This is a genomic window from Romboutsia faecis (genome assembly GCF_014323405.1).
Lineage (GTDB): Bacteria > Bacillota > Clostridia > Peptostreptococcales > Peptostreptococcaceae > Romboutsia_E > Romboutsia_E faecis.
The window spans coordinates 264,084-281,164 of the sequence record NZ_JACRWE010000004.1; the positions used below are offsets into that span (position 1 = coordinate 264,084).

The 17,081-nt window shown below is 29.4% G+C and carries 8 protein-coding genes and 2 riboswitches; of the genes, 6 read left to right on the forward strand and 2 right to left on the reverse strand.

Going from position 1 to position 17,081, the window contains the following annotated elements; all coding sequences use genetic code 11:
• The first annotated feature begins 190 nt into the window (after window positions 1–190).
• A complete protein-coding gene (locus tag H8923_RS10395; RefSeq protein ID WP_153924588.1) occupies window positions 191–1,450 on the forward strand; it encodes a cytochrome P450 in 1,260 nt (419 codons plus the stop codon).
• A 58-nt stretch (window positions 1,451–1,508) separates the two neighbouring features.
• Here the strand turns inward: H8923_RS10395 and H8923_RS10400 are convergent, their stop codons facing one another.
• Window positions 1,509–2,183: an MgtC/SapB family protein gene (locus H8923_RS10400; RefSeq protein WP_153924591.1), complete on the reverse strand. Its 675-nt coding sequence runs from the start codon at window positions 2,181–2,183 to the stop codon at window positions 1,509–1,511.
• Window positions 2,184–2,598: 415 nt separating this feature from the next.
• Between H8923_RS10400 and sstT the strand changes: the two genes are divergently transcribed.
• From sstT to H8923_RS10415, 3 genes are all read left to right on the forward strand, one after another.
• Window positions 2,599–3,828, forward strand: a complete 1,230-nt coding sequence (gene sstT, locus H8923_RS10405; protein WP_153924594.1) for a serine/threonine transporter SstT — start codon at window positions 2,599–2,601, stop codon at window positions 3,826–3,828.
• 215 nt (window positions 3,829–4,043) lie between these two features.
• The gene (gene metA, locus H8923_RS10410) at window positions 4,044–5,006 is read left to right on the forward strand and encodes a homoserine O-acetyltransferase MetA (RefSeq protein WP_153924597.1); all 963 of its coding nucleotides are present in this window, start codon (window positions 4,044–4,046) and stop codon (window positions 5,004–5,006) included.
• A gap of 155 nt (window positions 5,007–5,161) precedes the next feature.
• A riboswitch (SAM riboswitch) is annotated at window positions 5,162–5,267 on the forward strand.
• Between the two features lie 75 nt (window positions 5,268–5,342).
• Entirely contained in the window at window positions 5,343–6,656 is a 1,314-nt protein-coding gene (locus H8923_RS10415; protein ID WP_153924600.1) for an O-acetylhomoserine aminocarboxypropyltransferase/cysteine synthase family protein, read from the forward strand.
• 44 nt (window positions 6,657–6,700) lie between these two features.
• Here the strand turns inward: H8923_RS10415 and H8923_RS10420 are convergent, their stop codons facing one another.
• Window positions 6,701–8,173 carry a protein adenylyltransferase SelO gene (locus H8923_RS10420; protein ID WP_153924604.1) on the reverse strand — a complete coding sequence of 491 codons (1,473 nt, stop codon included), beginning with the start codon at window positions 8,171–8,173 and terminating at the stop codon, window positions 6,701–6,703.
• A gap of 188 nt (window positions 8,174–8,361) precedes the next feature.
• Here H8923_RS10420 and H8923_RS10425 point away from each other — a divergent pair, with 188 nt between their 5' ends.
• A complete protein-coding gene (locus H8923_RS10425; RefSeq protein WP_153924607.1) occupies window positions 8,362–9,303 on the forward strand; it encodes an exonuclease domain-containing protein in 942 nt (313 codons plus the stop codon).
• Between the two features lie 107 nt (window positions 9,304–9,410).
• A riboswitch (cyclic di-GMP riboswitch) is annotated at window positions 9,411–9,497 on the forward strand.
• 252 nt (window positions 9,498–9,749) lie between these two features.
• Entirely contained in the window at window positions 9,750–16,970 is a 7,221-nt protein-coding gene (locus tag H8923_RS10430) for an NPCBM/NEW2 domain-containing protein (protein WP_153924610.1), read from the forward strand.
• Window positions 16,971–17,081 lie beyond the last annotated feature (111 nt).

Below are 17,081 nucleotides of genomic sequence, written 5' to 3' on the forward strand. Positions count from 1 at the left end.
AAGGTATCTTAAAAATTATTTTAAGATACCTTTTTTATTTGAAAAACTCTATATGGAAAATAGGCAAAAGTTAATCTTATATCAATTGAATATTATTTTAGCACTAGTAATAAATAAAAATAAAATCTGAGATACTAATTAAAGTAATAGAACATATTTCTAATTTATATAGAAAGGATAATGAAATTATATGTCAACTAAGAAGCAGGTTCCACATGATAAAAGTTTGGATAATACTATAGATCTGTTGAAGGAGGGATATCTTTTTATTAGAAATAGAGTTGATAAATATCAGTCTGATATATTTGAGACTCACTTACTTGGCCAAAAAGTAATTTGTATGACTGGAGAAGAGTCTGCCAAAATTTTTTATAATCCAGAATTATTTTATCGAAAGGATGCTACTCCAAAACGAGTACAAAAAACATTATTTGGTGTTGGTGCTATTCAATCAATGGATGGTGAGGCTCATATACATAGGAAGAATTTATTTATGTCATTGATGACTCCATCATATCAAAATCAACTTGCTAAACTTATGATGGATAAATTACTTGATTCTATCAAGGTATGGGAAAATAAAGAACAAATTATTCTTTTTGATGAAGTAAATGAAATCTTATGCAGAGTAGTATGTCAGTGGGCTGGAGTTCCTCTAAAAGAATCTGAAGTAAAAGAGAGAGCCGAAGATTTTAGTTTAATGGTGGATTCTTTCGGAGCAGTGGGGCCTAAACACTGGAAGGGAAGAAGAGCTAGAATTAGAACAGAGGAGTGGATTAAAGGAATTATAGAAGATGTACGATCTGGAAATATTAAGGTTGAAGAAGATTCAGCACTTTATGCTATGACTTTTTATAGAGATATTGATAAAAATCAGTTAGATAGCCATATGGCTGGGATTGAACTTATTAACGTACTACGTCCTGTTGTCGCTATTTCAACATTTATTGTCTTTGAAGCATTAGCACTACATGAGTATCCACAGTCTAAAGATAAGCTCCTATCAGGAGATAAAGATAAGCTAAAAATGTTCGTACAAGAAGTTAGACGCTACTATCCATTTACACCTCTTTTAGGTGCAAGGGTTAAAAAGGATTTTATATGGAATGAATGTGAATTTAAAGAAGGAATGCTTGTACTACTTGATGTTTATGGAATTAACCATGATCCGAGAATATGGAATAATCCAGATAAATTTTGTCCTGAGCGCTTTAGAGAACGTAATGATAATTTATTTGATTTTATACCTCAAGGTGGAAGTAATCCTGCAAAAGGACACAGGTGCCCAGGTGAAGGAATAACTATTGAAATCATGAAAGCTAGCCTAGATTTTCTTGTTAATAAAATTGAGTATGATGTTCCAAATCAGAATTTAAGCTATAGTATGGCAAAAATTCCTACTTTGCCTGAAAGTAAATTTATAATTAGTAATATTAGGCGAAAGAGTTAAAAATAATTAATTATATAATAAAAGTAAGCCCTTATATTTTATAAAGACTTACTTTTTATTATATCTCTAAGGTTTTTACAAGAGGATTATCATTAAATAGTTTTATTAGGTTTGATTTATTATAACCTTTAGGTAGTTTGGCATATATAATTACTTCGAGAAAAAATCCATCAAGATTATTTACTTTCATATTTATAATATCAATTTTATCATTTTTAAGTGTATCTTCAATAGAAGTTACAGAATCAGAGGTATTGCGAATTTTAATACGAAGCTGTTCAGCTATAGGAAGCTTTATCCACCATCTACTTCTATGAAGTAAAAATTGGGCAATAAGTATAATAATACTCGAAACAATACCAAGTAAGTATAATCCACAACCTATTGCAAGGCCAATACCAGATGTAGCCCACATACCCGCAGCTGTAGTAAGGCCACTTATTGATTGATTTCTAACAAATATTAAACCTGCTCCTAAAAAACCAACACCACTAACAACTTGTGCAGCAACACGAGCAGGATCAAGCCCTATACCTGGAGTACCTAAAATATCATAAAAACCATACTTAGAAATAATTATTATAAGTGCTGATGTAAGAGCAACTATAAAATGTGTTCTAATTCCAGCTTCTTTTAATTTATTTTTTCTTTCATATCCAATCATAGCTCCACAAAAACCAGCAACAAGGACTCTAACTATATATTCAAGTTGAGCTAATATATAATCATTCATTTATTTATCCCCCTTTAGTATATTTTATATATTGAATAAGGTTATATTTTTAATTATTGATAGTTTTATCTTTAAATTTTTATACTTATTTAAGAATTATATTATTTTAAGATATTCTCAAGAATATCTACTTAATTTATATAAAATTAATTTTTATAAATTAAGCAGATTATATATATGTATATTAAAATATAAATAAAATATTACTATTTTATTAAAAAAATAATAAAAAATGAAAAAAGTTTTTTAAAAAATAAAATAATGAATATGTTGCAAACACTAGATATATTAATCAAAACAATAATTAAAATATAAAAAAATAGAAAAATAAAACGTTTTCCATTGCAAATTTTGTCGTATAATGGTAATATGTGTATAGTTAATAATATAACAAAACAATAATGAGGAGAATAAGATGAACACATTAGTAAACAAATGGAATAATATAAGTTTAGTAAAAAGAATCATAATCGGTCTTACAGTAGGTATAATTTTAGCATTAACAATTCCTGATGTTGTATCACCAATTGCATTATTAGGATCATTATTCGTAGGAGCATTAAAAGCAGTGGCTCCAATCTTAGTATTCTTCTTAGTTATGTCGGCTATATGTCAGCATAAAGAGGGGCAAAAAACAAACATGAAGTCAATAATCATGTTATATCTTTTAGGTACATTAATAGCAGGTATAGTTGCTGTTGTTGGAAGTTTCCTATTCCCAATTAAATTAACATTAGTTGCAGGAGCAGAAGGTGTAACACCACCAGGTGGAGTTGGAGAGGTTCTGAAAACGTTATTAATGAATGTAGTGGATAATCCAGTAAATGCTCTTTCTAGTGCAAACTACATAGGAATATTAACTTGGGCTTTAATATTAGGTATGGCACTTAAGAATGCTAGCGATACTACAAAGCAAGTTATCGTAAATATTTCAGACGCTGTATCTCAAGTAGTTAGATGGATAATCAACTTAGCTCCATTCGGTATAATGGGATTAGTATTTGATACTATAGCTACAGCAGGTATAGAATCATTATTCAGTTATGGTAAATTAATAGTATTATTAGTTGGATGTATGGCATTCGTTGCTTTAGTAGTGAATCCAATAATAACTTTCATAGCAATACGTAAAAATCCATATCCATTAGTATTTAGATGTTTAAGAGAAAGTGGTCTTACTGCATTCTTCACTCGTAGTTCTGCTGCGAATATACCAGTAAATATGGGATTATGTAAAGATTTAGGATTAAATAAAGATACGTATTCAGTTTCAATACCACTTGGAGCAACAATAAACATGGGTGGAGCAGCTATAACAATATCTGTTTTAGCACTTGCTGCAGCTCATACATTAGGGGTAAAAGTTGATATAGGAACTGCAATAATACTAAGTGTACTTTCAGCTGTTAGTGCATGTGGGGCTTCAGGAGTTGCAGGAGGATCATTATTATTAGTACCACTTGCTTGTAGTTTATTTGGTATACCAAATGACATAGCAATGCAAGTAGTTGGAGTAGGATTTATAGTGGGGGTTATACAAGATTCTTGTGAAACTGCTCTTAACTCATCAACTGACGTTCTTTACACAGCAGTAGCTGAGTTTGGAAAAAGACGTAAAGAAGAAGTTAAAAAAATAGCTAGTTAATTATATAAAAAAGCTGTGATTGCTGAAATCACAGCTTTTTTATTTTACCTAACTTATTACAGATAATAATATTATGTGTAACTATTAACCTAGATAAATCTATTATTCGAAAATAAATTACTAGAAATTAAACTCAACTCAATTGTATTATTATTATGCTATAATTAATTTTACAGTGGCATATGGGGAAAATAGATATAAAAGGGGGGATTGGTATGCCTATAAAAATACCAAAAGAATTACCTGCATTTGATGTACTATCAAGTGAGAATATATTTGTTATGAACACGGAAAGAGCGGATACACAAGACATCAGAGCATTAAAAATAGCAATTTTAAATCTTATGCCTATTAAGATCCAAGCTGAAAATCAACTTTTAAGATATTTATCAAATACACCGCTTCAAGTAGAAATAACATTACTTCAGACAAAAAGCTATATAGGTACTCACACTCCAATAGAGCATTTAGAAAAGTTTTATAGATGTATAGATGACGTTAAAAATCAAAAATTTGATGGCCTAATTATAACAGGTGCACCAGTTGAACATTTAGATTTCGAAGAAGTTGAGTACTGGGAAGAACTAAAAGATATAATGGATTGGACTAAATCTAATGTATTCTCTACAATTCATATTTGTTGGGGGGCACAGGCAGCTCTTTATCACCACTATGATATTGAAAAGTATATCTTAGATAAAAAACTATTTGGAGTATATAAACACTGGAATAACTATGCAAATGATAATTTAACTAGAGGATTAAATGATGAATTTTATGCACCACATTCAAGACATACAGAAATAAAAAGAGAGGATGTAGAAAAAGTAAAGGATTTAGAAATATTATCAGAGTCCAAAGAAGCTGGAGTATTTATTGTAGCAAATAAAAATAGAAGACAGATATTTATTACAGGACACTTAGAGTATGATAGGGATACTTTAAAGGATGAATATTTCAGGGATTTAAATAAAGGGTTAGAAATTGAAATTCCTAAACATTATTTTAATAATGATGATATTAACTCAAATCCGTTAGTAACTTGGAGAGAAAGTGCAAATGTGGTTTTTGGAAATTGGCTGAATTACTGTGTTTATCAAAATACGCCATATAATATTGATGATATAAGTTATTTGGATGATATATCACAATCACAAAAACCAAAAATAAGAATATAGCCAGTACATTATTATGAAAAGATAATAGTATAGAAAGTATATTATTATGATATGTACATATAATATATTTTTTATAAATAAAATAAATAAGCTTCTTGTGTATTAACATAAACTAAAATACAATGTAATTAATAAAAATAAATAAAAGTTTTGAAATCTTATTAAGAGCGGTGGAGGGATAGGCCCTTTGAAGCCCAGCAACCAGTATTCTATACATGGTGCTAAATCCTACTTATGGAATGGCCATAAGAAAGATAAGAGAGTATGCTTTATATAAACTAAGCCCTCTTTTATTAAAGAGGGCTTTATTTATAATATTTAAAGGGGGATGAAAATATGGAAAATACAAAACTAGGTTTTGATACAATACAAGTTCATGGAGGTCAAAGTCCAGATCCAACAACGGGGTCGAGAGCTGTACCAATATATCAAACAACTTCGTATGTATTTGACAGTGTAGAACATGGTGCTAATTTATTTTCATTAAAAGAAGAAGGAAATATTTATACAAGAATAATGAATCCAACTTCAGATGTATTTGAACAAAGAATGGCACTTCTTGAAGGTGGAGTAGGTGCAGTGGCAGTAGCCTCTGGTTCTGCTGCAATAACATATGCTATTCTTAATATTTTACAAACAGGAGATGAAATAGTAGCAGCGAGTACTTTATATGGGGGAACATTTAATTTATTTGCAACGACTCTTCCAAGATTAGGGATTAAAACTACATTTGTAGACTGTGATAATCCAGAGAACTTTAGAAGTGCTATAAATGAAAATACAAAAGCTTTATATATTGAAACTATTGGAAATCCAGTAATAAACATTGCAGATATAGAAGCGATAGCAAATATTGCCCATGAACACAATATCCCATTAATAGTTGATAATACTTTTGGAACTCCATACTTAGTTAGACCATTTGAGTTTGGTGCTGATATAGTTGTACATTCAGCTACAAAATTTATAGGAGGTCATGGTACGTCTATAGGAGGAGTTGTAGTAGACTCAGGCAACTTTGACTGGGAAGGTAGTGGAAAATTTAATGTATTAGTAGAGCTAGATGAAAGTTATCATGGAATGAGATATACAAAGGATGCTGGTAGAGCAGCATATATAACTAAATTAAGAGCACAACTTTTAAGAGATACAGGGGCGTGCATAAGTCCATTTAACTCATTTTTACTACTACAAGGACTTGAAACTTTATCATTAAGAGTTGAAAGACATGTATATAATACTAAAAAAATAACAGAGTACTTAAGTAAACACCCTCAAGTAGCATGGGTAAATTATCCTGGTCTTGAAAATAATAAATATCATGATTTAGCTAAGAAATATTGCCCTAAAGGAGCAGGATCTATATTTACATTTGGAATTAAAGGGGGAGTAGAAGCTGGTAAGATATTTATAGAATCTTTAAAGATTTTCTCACATTTAGCTAATGTAGCTGATGCAAAATCGTTAGTAATACATCCAGCAAGTACAACTCATGCTCAGTTAAATGAAGAAGAACAAAAATTAGCAGGAGTATTACCAGATATGATAAGAGTATCTGTAGGAATAGAAGATGTAGATGATTTAATAGCAGATTTAGAATACGGATTAGAAAAGGCAAATGAAGTTTGTAAAAGCGAGGTATTGGGGTAATAAAAAAGATGATGGAATAAATACTTCCATCATCTTTTTTTATACTAAGTTCCACAGTAAGTTTTATAAGGGCAGCTTGAAGGCTTAGGTAATTCTGAGTATTTCTCTTGATCATCAGAATGATCATAAGGTCTTGAAATAGCATCAAGAAGATTCATCATAGTATTGTAATCACCCTCATTAGCTGCTTTAAGGGCTTCTTCAACTCTATGATTTCTTGGAATTACTGCTGGATTAGAATTTTTCATCAATTGTTCTATAGATTCTTTTGACTGTGATTGTCTACTTAGTCTTTCTTGCCAAACTTTATACCAATTATCAAACTCTGTACTTTTGAACATATCATTATCTAAATTCTTATTAAAAGTTAGCGCAAGGAATGTATTAGTAAAATCTTCATTATACTTTTCCATCATATTAAGCAAATCCTCAATAATAGCTTTATCTTGAGATTCTTTATCAAATATTCCAAGTTTTGATCTCATTATTGCTATCCAATTAGAATAATAAATATCATAAAAATTAGAAATAGCATTTTGACCTATTTTTATAGCTTCATCTCTATTTTCATGTAATAATGGTAATAAAGCTTCAGCGAATCTACATAGATTCCATTCAGCCATAATTGGTTGATTTTTATAAGCATAACGTCCATTAACATCAATAGAACTAAATGCAGTATTAGAATTATAATTATCCATAAAAGCACAAGGTCCATAATCAATAGTCTCGCCGCTAATAGTCATATTGTCAGTATTCATAACACCATGTATAAATCCAACTGATTGCCATTTAGCAACAAGACTAGCATGGGCTTTTATTACTTCATTAAGGAAATTAATATATTTATTCTCATCATCTTTTACATGTGGGTAATGTCTTTTTATGCAATAATCAGCCAATTCTTTAAGTTCATCAAGATTACCATATTGAGATACATATTGGAAAGTTCCGAATCTAACGTGGCTAGATGCAACACGAGTTAATATCGCACCTTGCTCTAAAGTTCTTCTAATTACAGGCTCACCAGTTTTAACAACAGCTAAACTGCGTGTAGTTGGAATACCAAGAGCATACATAGATTCACTTATTATATATTCACGAAGCATAGGGCCAAGAGCAGCTCTTCCATCACCGCCACGAGAATATGGTGTTCTTCCTGAACCTTTAAGTTGAATATCAAATCTTTCACCCAAAGGAGTTATTTGTTCACCTATTAATAATGCTCTACCATCACCTAATATAGTAAAATTACCAAATTGATGACCGGCATAAGCTTGAGCAATAAAAGCACCATCTTCTATAGTTTTATTGCCAGAAAGAATTGATATACCATCATTACTTTTAAGAGCATCAGCATTTAATCCTAGAGACTTTGCTAAAGGATAATTAAGAATAACTAATTGAGGTGATGATACAGGGTTTAAGTCTATCTTTCTAAAAAATAATCTTGGTAAACGACTAAAGCTGTTATCAAAGTTCCATCCAATTTTCATACTTTCTTTTTTATCAGTCATTTTGTCTCCTTATTTATATTTTATAGATTTTACATGAAAATTAATTTATTGCTTATTTATTAAATTATTATACCCTAGGTTATATTTTATTATCATATTTGAATCTAATAACTTGTATAAAAAATTATATTTATGATATATTTATAGGATTATATAATAGATTAAAGTACTTAAATAACGGAGGAATTATGGATTTTGTTGCTATAGATTTTGAAACAGCCAATTCGCATAGAGATTCTGTGTGTGCTCTTGGTATCACAGTAGTTGAAGATAATAAAATAATAGAAAAAAGGTATTGGTTAATAAAACCATATCCATTTAGATTTGACCCTATAAATATTTCTATACATGGAATAAGAGAAGCAGACGTTATAAACGAAAAAGAATTTGATGAAGTGTGGCCAGAAATAAAGCCTTACCTAGAAAACAAATTAGTAATAGCTCATAATGCAGCCTTTGATTTTTCTGTGCTAAGAAAGACTTTAGATTTATACGGTATAGATTACCCAAAGCTTGATTATTGCTGCACATTGGTAGCGTCTAAACTTTTTTATAGATACTTGAATAATTATAAATTAAATACTGTTAATAAGCATTTAGGATATAAGTTTAAGCACCATCATGCAGGTGAAGATGCTACTGCTTGTGCTAATATCTTAATTAATATAGTAGAAGAATTAAAAATAAATAATATAAATGAGATAGCCAATTTAGTTGGGTTTAAACTTGGATATTTAAATAATAGAGAATACTCTCCATGTAGCAAAGTATATTCAGGTGTAGTTTCAAATAGAAATGATACTTATTATGGAGAAGATGAAAGTTCTTTATCCTTATCAACAACAGAATTTTTTAAGGATAAAGTTGTAGTATTTACAGGGCCACTTAACTCTATGAGTAGAATAGAGGCAACTAGATTAATAAACAACTTAGGGGGAATAACTAGAAGTTCTGTAACTAAAAAAACAAATATAGTTATAACAAATACTCCTAATATAGAAAACTTAAGCCCAGAGCAAATGAGTAATAAGTTAAGAACTGCAATGTGTTACAAAGGCAGAGGCCAAGAGATTCTTATAATAAATGAAGAGGATTTAGAGAATATCATATATGGAAATATAGTAATTTAACAATATGATATAATAGTCTAAAAATAACAAATTGTAAAAAAATTATGGAAAATTTCAAAATAATGCTTCTAAATATTGTCAAATTATGTATAATATAATTGTATTAAAAATAAATATGGCAAATCTAGAGAAATCTAGAGACGCAAAGCTAAAGGGGCTAAGGTTAACTATAACTATGCCAGCCAGTTGCCGAAGAACAGTTATTCTTTGTTTTCATAAATTAAATTTAGGATTATAAGCTATGCTTATTTTCTATGAGTTTATTATGATGTTTAATTTAAATGGCAGCTACCCTTTACAGGGTAGTTTTTTATTTTAAACGATACTATTTACAGTAAAGCAAATCTTATACTCTTAGGCTTGGTAGTAAACCCTTAGTTATGCAAGTATAGAAATAATAGGAAATTTATACTTACAAAATTATAAAAAAATGAGGGAGAAAAATAATGAGGAAAAAAATGGCATCTATGCTAGTAGCATCATTGATAGCTACAAATATTTCACCAGCGATAAATGTATTTGCTGATGAAATAATAAAAGAAAAAGTAAAAGCTATAGAAGAAAATGTAGTAAATCAAGCAGAGATTTCATCATTTAATTTAAGCAGTTTTAGCAACTTTGAAGGATATAATTCAATATATAGAGTTGCCAAAGATGAAATAAAATCAATATCTAATAATGGCGGTCAATATTCATCTAGCTATATAGCAAAAGCTATAGATGGAAATTTATCAACACATTGGGAAACTGGAAAACAAAATACTGCATCATTTAAGAATGAAGTAGTAGTAGAATTTAATAAGTTAGAATCTATTGATAGAATTGCGTATGCTACAAGACAAGATGGAGCTAGGGGCAAAGGTTTTCCGAATGAGTTTGAAATTTATGCATCTGAGACAGGAGAAGATGAAGATTTTAAACTTATGACAGTCGGAAGTCACACTGCAACAGGTAATATGCTTGAATTTAAATTTGAAACTATCACGGCAAAGAAAATAAAGTTTGTATTTAAGGAAGCTAATCAAAACTGGGCAAGCGCATCAGAGTTTTGGTTCTATAGAGAAGATAATATAATTGATAAAATGAATAAAATATTTACAAATGAATCTAAAAATGAATTAAGTAGCGACTTTAATTCATTAGAGCAATTAGATAAATTTGAAAGAGAAGCAAGTAACCATCCACTATATAGTGAGATAGAAGAAGATATAAACAATGCTAGAATAATTTTAGAGAATGATCCTATGGAATACACTGAATCAAAAGTATCTAAATTCAAATCATTTAATGATGAGAGATTGCCTAAATATGATGAATTATTCAAAGTATCACTAGATAAAGTAAGTAGTATAACTACTAATGGTGGGCACTATGGATCTAATGTAGTAGCTAGGGCTATGGATGGTGATGTAAATACTAACTGGCATTCAGGAAAAACAAATAGTTCTACTCATACAAATGAAGTAATTATAGCTTTAGATGAATTAACAACAATAGATAGAGTTATGTATACAAGCTTAAATTCTAGAGGATTTGCACAAGAATTTGATATATATGCATCAAAAACATCTAAAGGAGATAATTTTGAGAAAATAACATCTGGAAAATCAAGTATAACAAAAGATACTTTACAGATAAAGTTTAAACCAACAGAGTTAAGAAGAGTCAAGTTTGTATTTAAAAAAGGATATGAAAATTGGGCATTAGCATCAGAATTTGGTTTATATAGGCCAGATGAGTTAAACGAGAAGATAGATAGATTATATATAGATGAAAATCTTAACGAAGTTAATCCAGAGTTTTCCACTTCAAGTGCAATAGAAGCTTTAATTGAAGAAGCGAAAAATCATCCGTTTAAAGATGAGTATATGGAAAAATTAGAAATAGCGAAAGAATTAATAGATTTTGGAAAAGTTCAATTAGGTACATCGAATGTATCTAAGTTTTCACCTTTCTATACAGAATATATAAATCAGTATGATGATACATATAGGGTGAAAAATATTTCAATAAGTAATAATGGAGGACAATATGCTTCTTCTTCAATAAAATATGCAATTGACGAAGATGTAAATACGCATTGGGAAACAGGAAAACCAAATAATAATTCATTTAAAAATGAGGTTATATTGACTTTAGATGAAGCAGAAATAATAAATCGTTTAACATATAAATCTAGAAATGGTGGTAAGGGATTTGCAAAGAACTTTAGTATATATGTATCTCCAGTTATTTCAGGGGATAACTTCCAAAAAATTTCTGAAGGTTCATATACAGTAACTAATGACATGTTAGAAATACAGTTTGATGCGACTAAAGCTAAGAGGGTTAAATTTGTATTTGATAATGCACACAATGATTGGGCATCAATTTCAGATATGAGATTATATAAAGAAGATTCTATATCAGAAAAAATGAAAAGATTATTTACAAGTGGGTTAATGGATACTGTATCTGAAGAATTTAATACTATAGACAAATTAAATGAATTAGCAAATGAAGTTAAAAATCATCCATTAAGCATTATGTATGAAAATGAAATACAAATGGCTAAGGATATTTTAAATAATGATTTAAAAAGTATAAAAACTGTAGTTGCAGAACAACATGGAGATAGAAATGCTCATGCAAACAACAATTTAAAGTTTGGTTTTGGAAATAATAATCAGCCAACGGGAATAGTAGCAAGAGCTGGAGAAGAATTAGTAGTATATGTGGATGCAGATCCTAACCAACCACTTCCTCAATTATTCTTCTCACAACAAGAAGGTAGTTTTGCTAGCTGGGGAAGAACTGTAAGTTTACATCCAGGAAAGAATGTAATAACTGTTCCAGCAATAGGTCAAGGAGGTGGATGGTATAGACACGATGTAACACCTGGAGGGCCAGTTTATATAGTAAATCCATATACAGAAGAGCAACAAGGAAAAGCACCGGTAATAAGATTTGCAAGCGGATGTGAACAGTTTCCATTCTTAGATGAAAATACTAATGATGAAGAGTTAGTAGAGTTTATCAAAGATTATAAGCGCAGAATAGATGAAGACATTAAAGAAAATCCAAATGTATTAGATAGAAAAGTTATAGATACTTTCGAGTTTGCATCTAATCATATAGTATTTACAGGAACTGTAACTGGAGCTTATGATGCATATGTAACAAAAGGAAATAAGCCATCAGATACAATAAAAATGTATAATGATCATATGGACATGCTATTTAAATATCAAGGTATGGACGGAAGAAATGAGAAAAATGATATAAAATATACTAGAGAAAATATAAGATTAGCTCAACCGTTTGGATATATGTATGCAGCAGGTGGACACATAGGGGTTCAAAGAGATGTAATGAGTGTAATGTTAACAAGTGTTGGTGGTTGGGGAGTTGACCACGAAATAGGACATAAAATGGATATAGGTGTAAGAACAATAGGAGAAGTAACAAATAACATGTTACCTCAACAGTCATCTTATTACTATAATAGATTAAATAAAAGAATCCCATTTGAAAGTCATACTTATGTAAATGTAATAGCAACGAATAATAATCAATATTTTGAAGGTGGATACTTTGAAAAGTTAGCAGTTTTCTGGCAATTAGAAATGTTATACCCAGGATACTGGGGGAAACTAAATAGTTTATATAGAGAAAATAATGTTGTTTTAGATTCGGATAATGCTGCTTATGATAAGTTGAATCAATTAGCTAAATATTCAAGTATAGCTTTAGAATTAGATTTAACTGAGCACTTTGAAAGACATGGATTCTTTGTCTCTGACGAAACAAAAGAATTAGTAAGTGAGTATCCAAAACCAGATAAGAAGATTTGGTACTCTAATTATAGCTATATAGAGTATGAAGGTGAAGGATTTAATGAAGATGTTGATTTAGTAGTTAATAAATCTAATCAAGGTGAAAATATTAAATTAACATTTGAAGTAAATGAAGAATCTAAAAATGATGTATTAGGTTATGAAATATTTAAAAATAATGAACTAATTGGATTCACATCAAATGATAGCTTTATTGATAAAAGTTCAACTATAGGTGAAAATATAGAGTATGTAGTTGTACCTTATGATAAAAAGCTAAACGAAGGAAATAAGGTAAGTATAAACTCATTAAAGCCTAGTATAACTATACAACAAGAAGAAATAAGTATAAAACTTGGAGAAGAGTTCGACCTAATGTCTTTAGCAAAAGCATTAAATTACAATGGAGAAGACATAAGCTCTAAGATAAAAATAAATGGAAATGTAAATATAAACGAAAAAGGTAGCTATAAGATAGAATATATAGTAGAGGATAACAATATAACTACTAAGAAATCTATAAATGTAAATGTAGTAAGTGATTATGATTATTTATCAGATAGTCAATGGAAATCTGTTCAGACTCAGTACGGGACTCCAAGAAGAAATACCAATATAAAAGGTAGATTAAATGACGAAATAAAAGTATTTGAAAAGGGATTTGGAATACATGCAAATGGAAAAATAGTATATGATCTATCAGATAAGGATTATGATAATTTTGAAGCCTTATTTGGAGTTGATGGAGGCATTACTGCTCAAGATAAATCTAGTATAACATTTAATGTTATAGGTGATGGTAAAAATTTAGCGACTACACAGGTATTAAAACATGCAGATAATATGATGTATATAAGTGTACCGGTAAAAGGTGTAGATGAATTAGTTATTGAAATAACTGATGGAGGAAATGGAAATACTTCAGATCATGGAGTTATAGCTAATCCAAAGTTAACTACAAATAATGCTAAACCAAATTTAACAGTTTCAGATAAAACTTATAAGGTAGGGGAGTCATTAGACTTTAATGAAGGAGTTAAAGCAACAGATGTAGAAGATGGTGACCTAACTTCTAAAGTAGAAATAATATCAAATAACTTTGAAGAAGGAAAAGTAGGAAGGTTTGAGGTTGTTTATAAGATAATTGATAGTGATGACAACTCTGTTGAAAAGAAAGCCTACATAACAATATATGAAGAATATGAAGTAGAAAAATCTAAATATGGTTCATTTAATAATTTAGATAAATATAATGAAGAATTTAAAATACCTGTAGTTTCAGTAAGTAACAATGCTGGTAACTATGGATCAAGTGTTATAGGAAGAGCTATTGATGGAACACTAAATACACACTGGGAAACAAATAAGCCAAATAGTGAGTCATTTAAAAATGAAGTTATATTTGATTTAGGTGAAATTAAAGAAATAAATAAGATAGCTTATGCATCAAGAAGAGATGCAGGAGGTAAAGGATTTGCAAATAAATTTGAAATATATATTTCAAATGAAGCAGAGGGAGATGACTTTATACTCGCAGGTGTTGGTGAGTATAATGTTAGAACAAATGATGTTGTAGAATTTGAAATAGCTAAAACTAGTGCAAGAAGAGTGAAGTTTAAATTTGTAGAAGCTAACCAAGGATGGGCAAGTTTAAGTGAAGTATCATTCTATAAAGAAGATGCTTTATCAAATAAAATAAAAAATGATTTATTTACGGATAATACTAAGGCTAATGTAACTGAAAAATATGATACTTTAGAAAAAGTAGAAGAATTAAGAAGTGAAGTTAAAAATCATCCTGCATATGATTTATTTGAAGCCGATTTATCAAGAGCTGAAGAATTAATTAAAGCAAAGGTACCAACATTAAGTGTTGAAGATAATATTTATGTGAAATTAAATAGTGAGTATGACTTAATGAGCGGTGTAAGTGCCAATGATCAAGAAGATGGTGATATAACTTCTAATGTTGTAGTTAATAAAGATGGATTTAATATAAATAAAACAGGAGAATATACTGTAACTTATACAGTAAAAGATAGTGATAATAACACTGTTTCTAAAACTAGAACAATTGTTGTTTATAGTAAAGAAGATAATATAAGTGATTTAACTTGGAAGTCAGCAGTGTCAGGATGGAAATCTGTAAACAAAGATTCTGCAGTAAATACAACTAATAAGATAAAACTTAATGTTGATGGAACTGTAAAAGAGTTTGATAAAGGAATAGGAGCTGCGACTAATGCTGAGATAGTTTATAACTTACATGGAGATTATAGCCATTTTATAACTTATGTAGGTACAGATAAAAATTATAATGACAATAGAACAAGTATAATATTTAAAGTATTTGCAGATGGAAAAGAAGTGTATACATCAGATGTTATGAGAAAAGATAGTAAAGCAGAGTTTATAAACTTAGATGTTAAAGGAGTAAAAGAACTTAAATTAGTTGCAAATGATGCAGATGATGGAGGGCTTGGAGACTTTGCTTCTTGGGCAAATCCTAAGCTTTACAAAACAAACTCTAAACCAGAGCTTAAAATAGAAAAAGATATAGCACTTAAAGTAGGGGAATCAATAAATGATTTAATAGGTAAATACTCTGCTACTGATGCGGAAGATGGCGATATAACATCGAATGTTTTAGTAACAGGCCAAGATAAAGTTAACTTTAATAGAGCAGGAAAGTATCAAATAACTTACTCGATAACTGACTCAGATAAAAATAAAGTTGAGAAAGTTAGAAGTATTGCAGTTGTTGATATGGATGACTTTAAGTATCTAAGTGATTATGATTGGAAATCTGCTACTCAAAGTCATGGAAGTACAAAAAAAGATATATCTGCAAGTGGAAATCAATTAAGATTAACTAAAGAAGATGGTAGTATAGCTACTTATGAAAAAGGTATAGGAGCTCATGCAAACTCTACAATAGTTTATGATTTAACTGATAAGGACTATGAGTTCTTTAGTGCATATGTAGGTGTAGATAGAGCTATGTATGGAACTGTAGGAAGTGTTCAATTTGAAGTTTATGTTGATGGAGAAGAGAAATTTGATAGTGGAATTATGAACTCTAGAGATGAACAAAGATATGTTGAAGTAAATATAGACAGTGCAAAAGAGTTAAAATTAGTAGTAAAAGATGGTGGAAATGGAATAGGTTCGGATCATGCTACTTGGGGGAATACAAAATTACATTTTGCAAGAGCCTCTAAGTTAAACTTTGAAGAATTAAATATACTAGTTGGAAAAGCTGAAAAAATAAACAAAGAAGACTATACAAGTAAGTCTATAGAAGTTCTAGAAATTGCTTTGGATAAAGCTAAAGAAATAGTTAACTCTACTGAAGCAACGCAAGAATTAATAGATGAGATTACTAAAGAATTAAATGATGCATTAGATAATATAGTAGCATTAAATGAATATAAAGAATTAGAAAACCTACTAGAAAAAGCTAATGAATTAAAGGTATATATTTATACTAAAGATTCAATAGAAGTATTAGAATCTTCTAAAATTAAAGTTGAAGAAGCTTTGGAGAGCAAATCATTAACTATAGAAGAAATAAAGATCTATATAGAGGAATTTAAACAAGTTTTAAACTCATTAGAGTTAGATACTGATAAAGTATCAATACAAGAAAAGTTAGACGAAGTAAAAGATATAACTAAAGAAGACATTGTGGGTGAAAAGCATGCAGAAATTAGATGGGATAATTTCCAATATGCTAAATCAGATCTAGAAAAAGTATTAATAAATATTGATGCTACAAAAGAAGAAATATCTACTGCAATATTTATGTTAGATTATTATTTAGATGACTTAATTGGAGCTTGGTATAAGTAGACATAATAAAATGTGCCGGTGTATAACACTTGGCACATTTTTTTTTTATCTCGTTGTATATAATAATATAGTGAATAAATATAAATAATAAAATTTAATAAAAAATAAAAC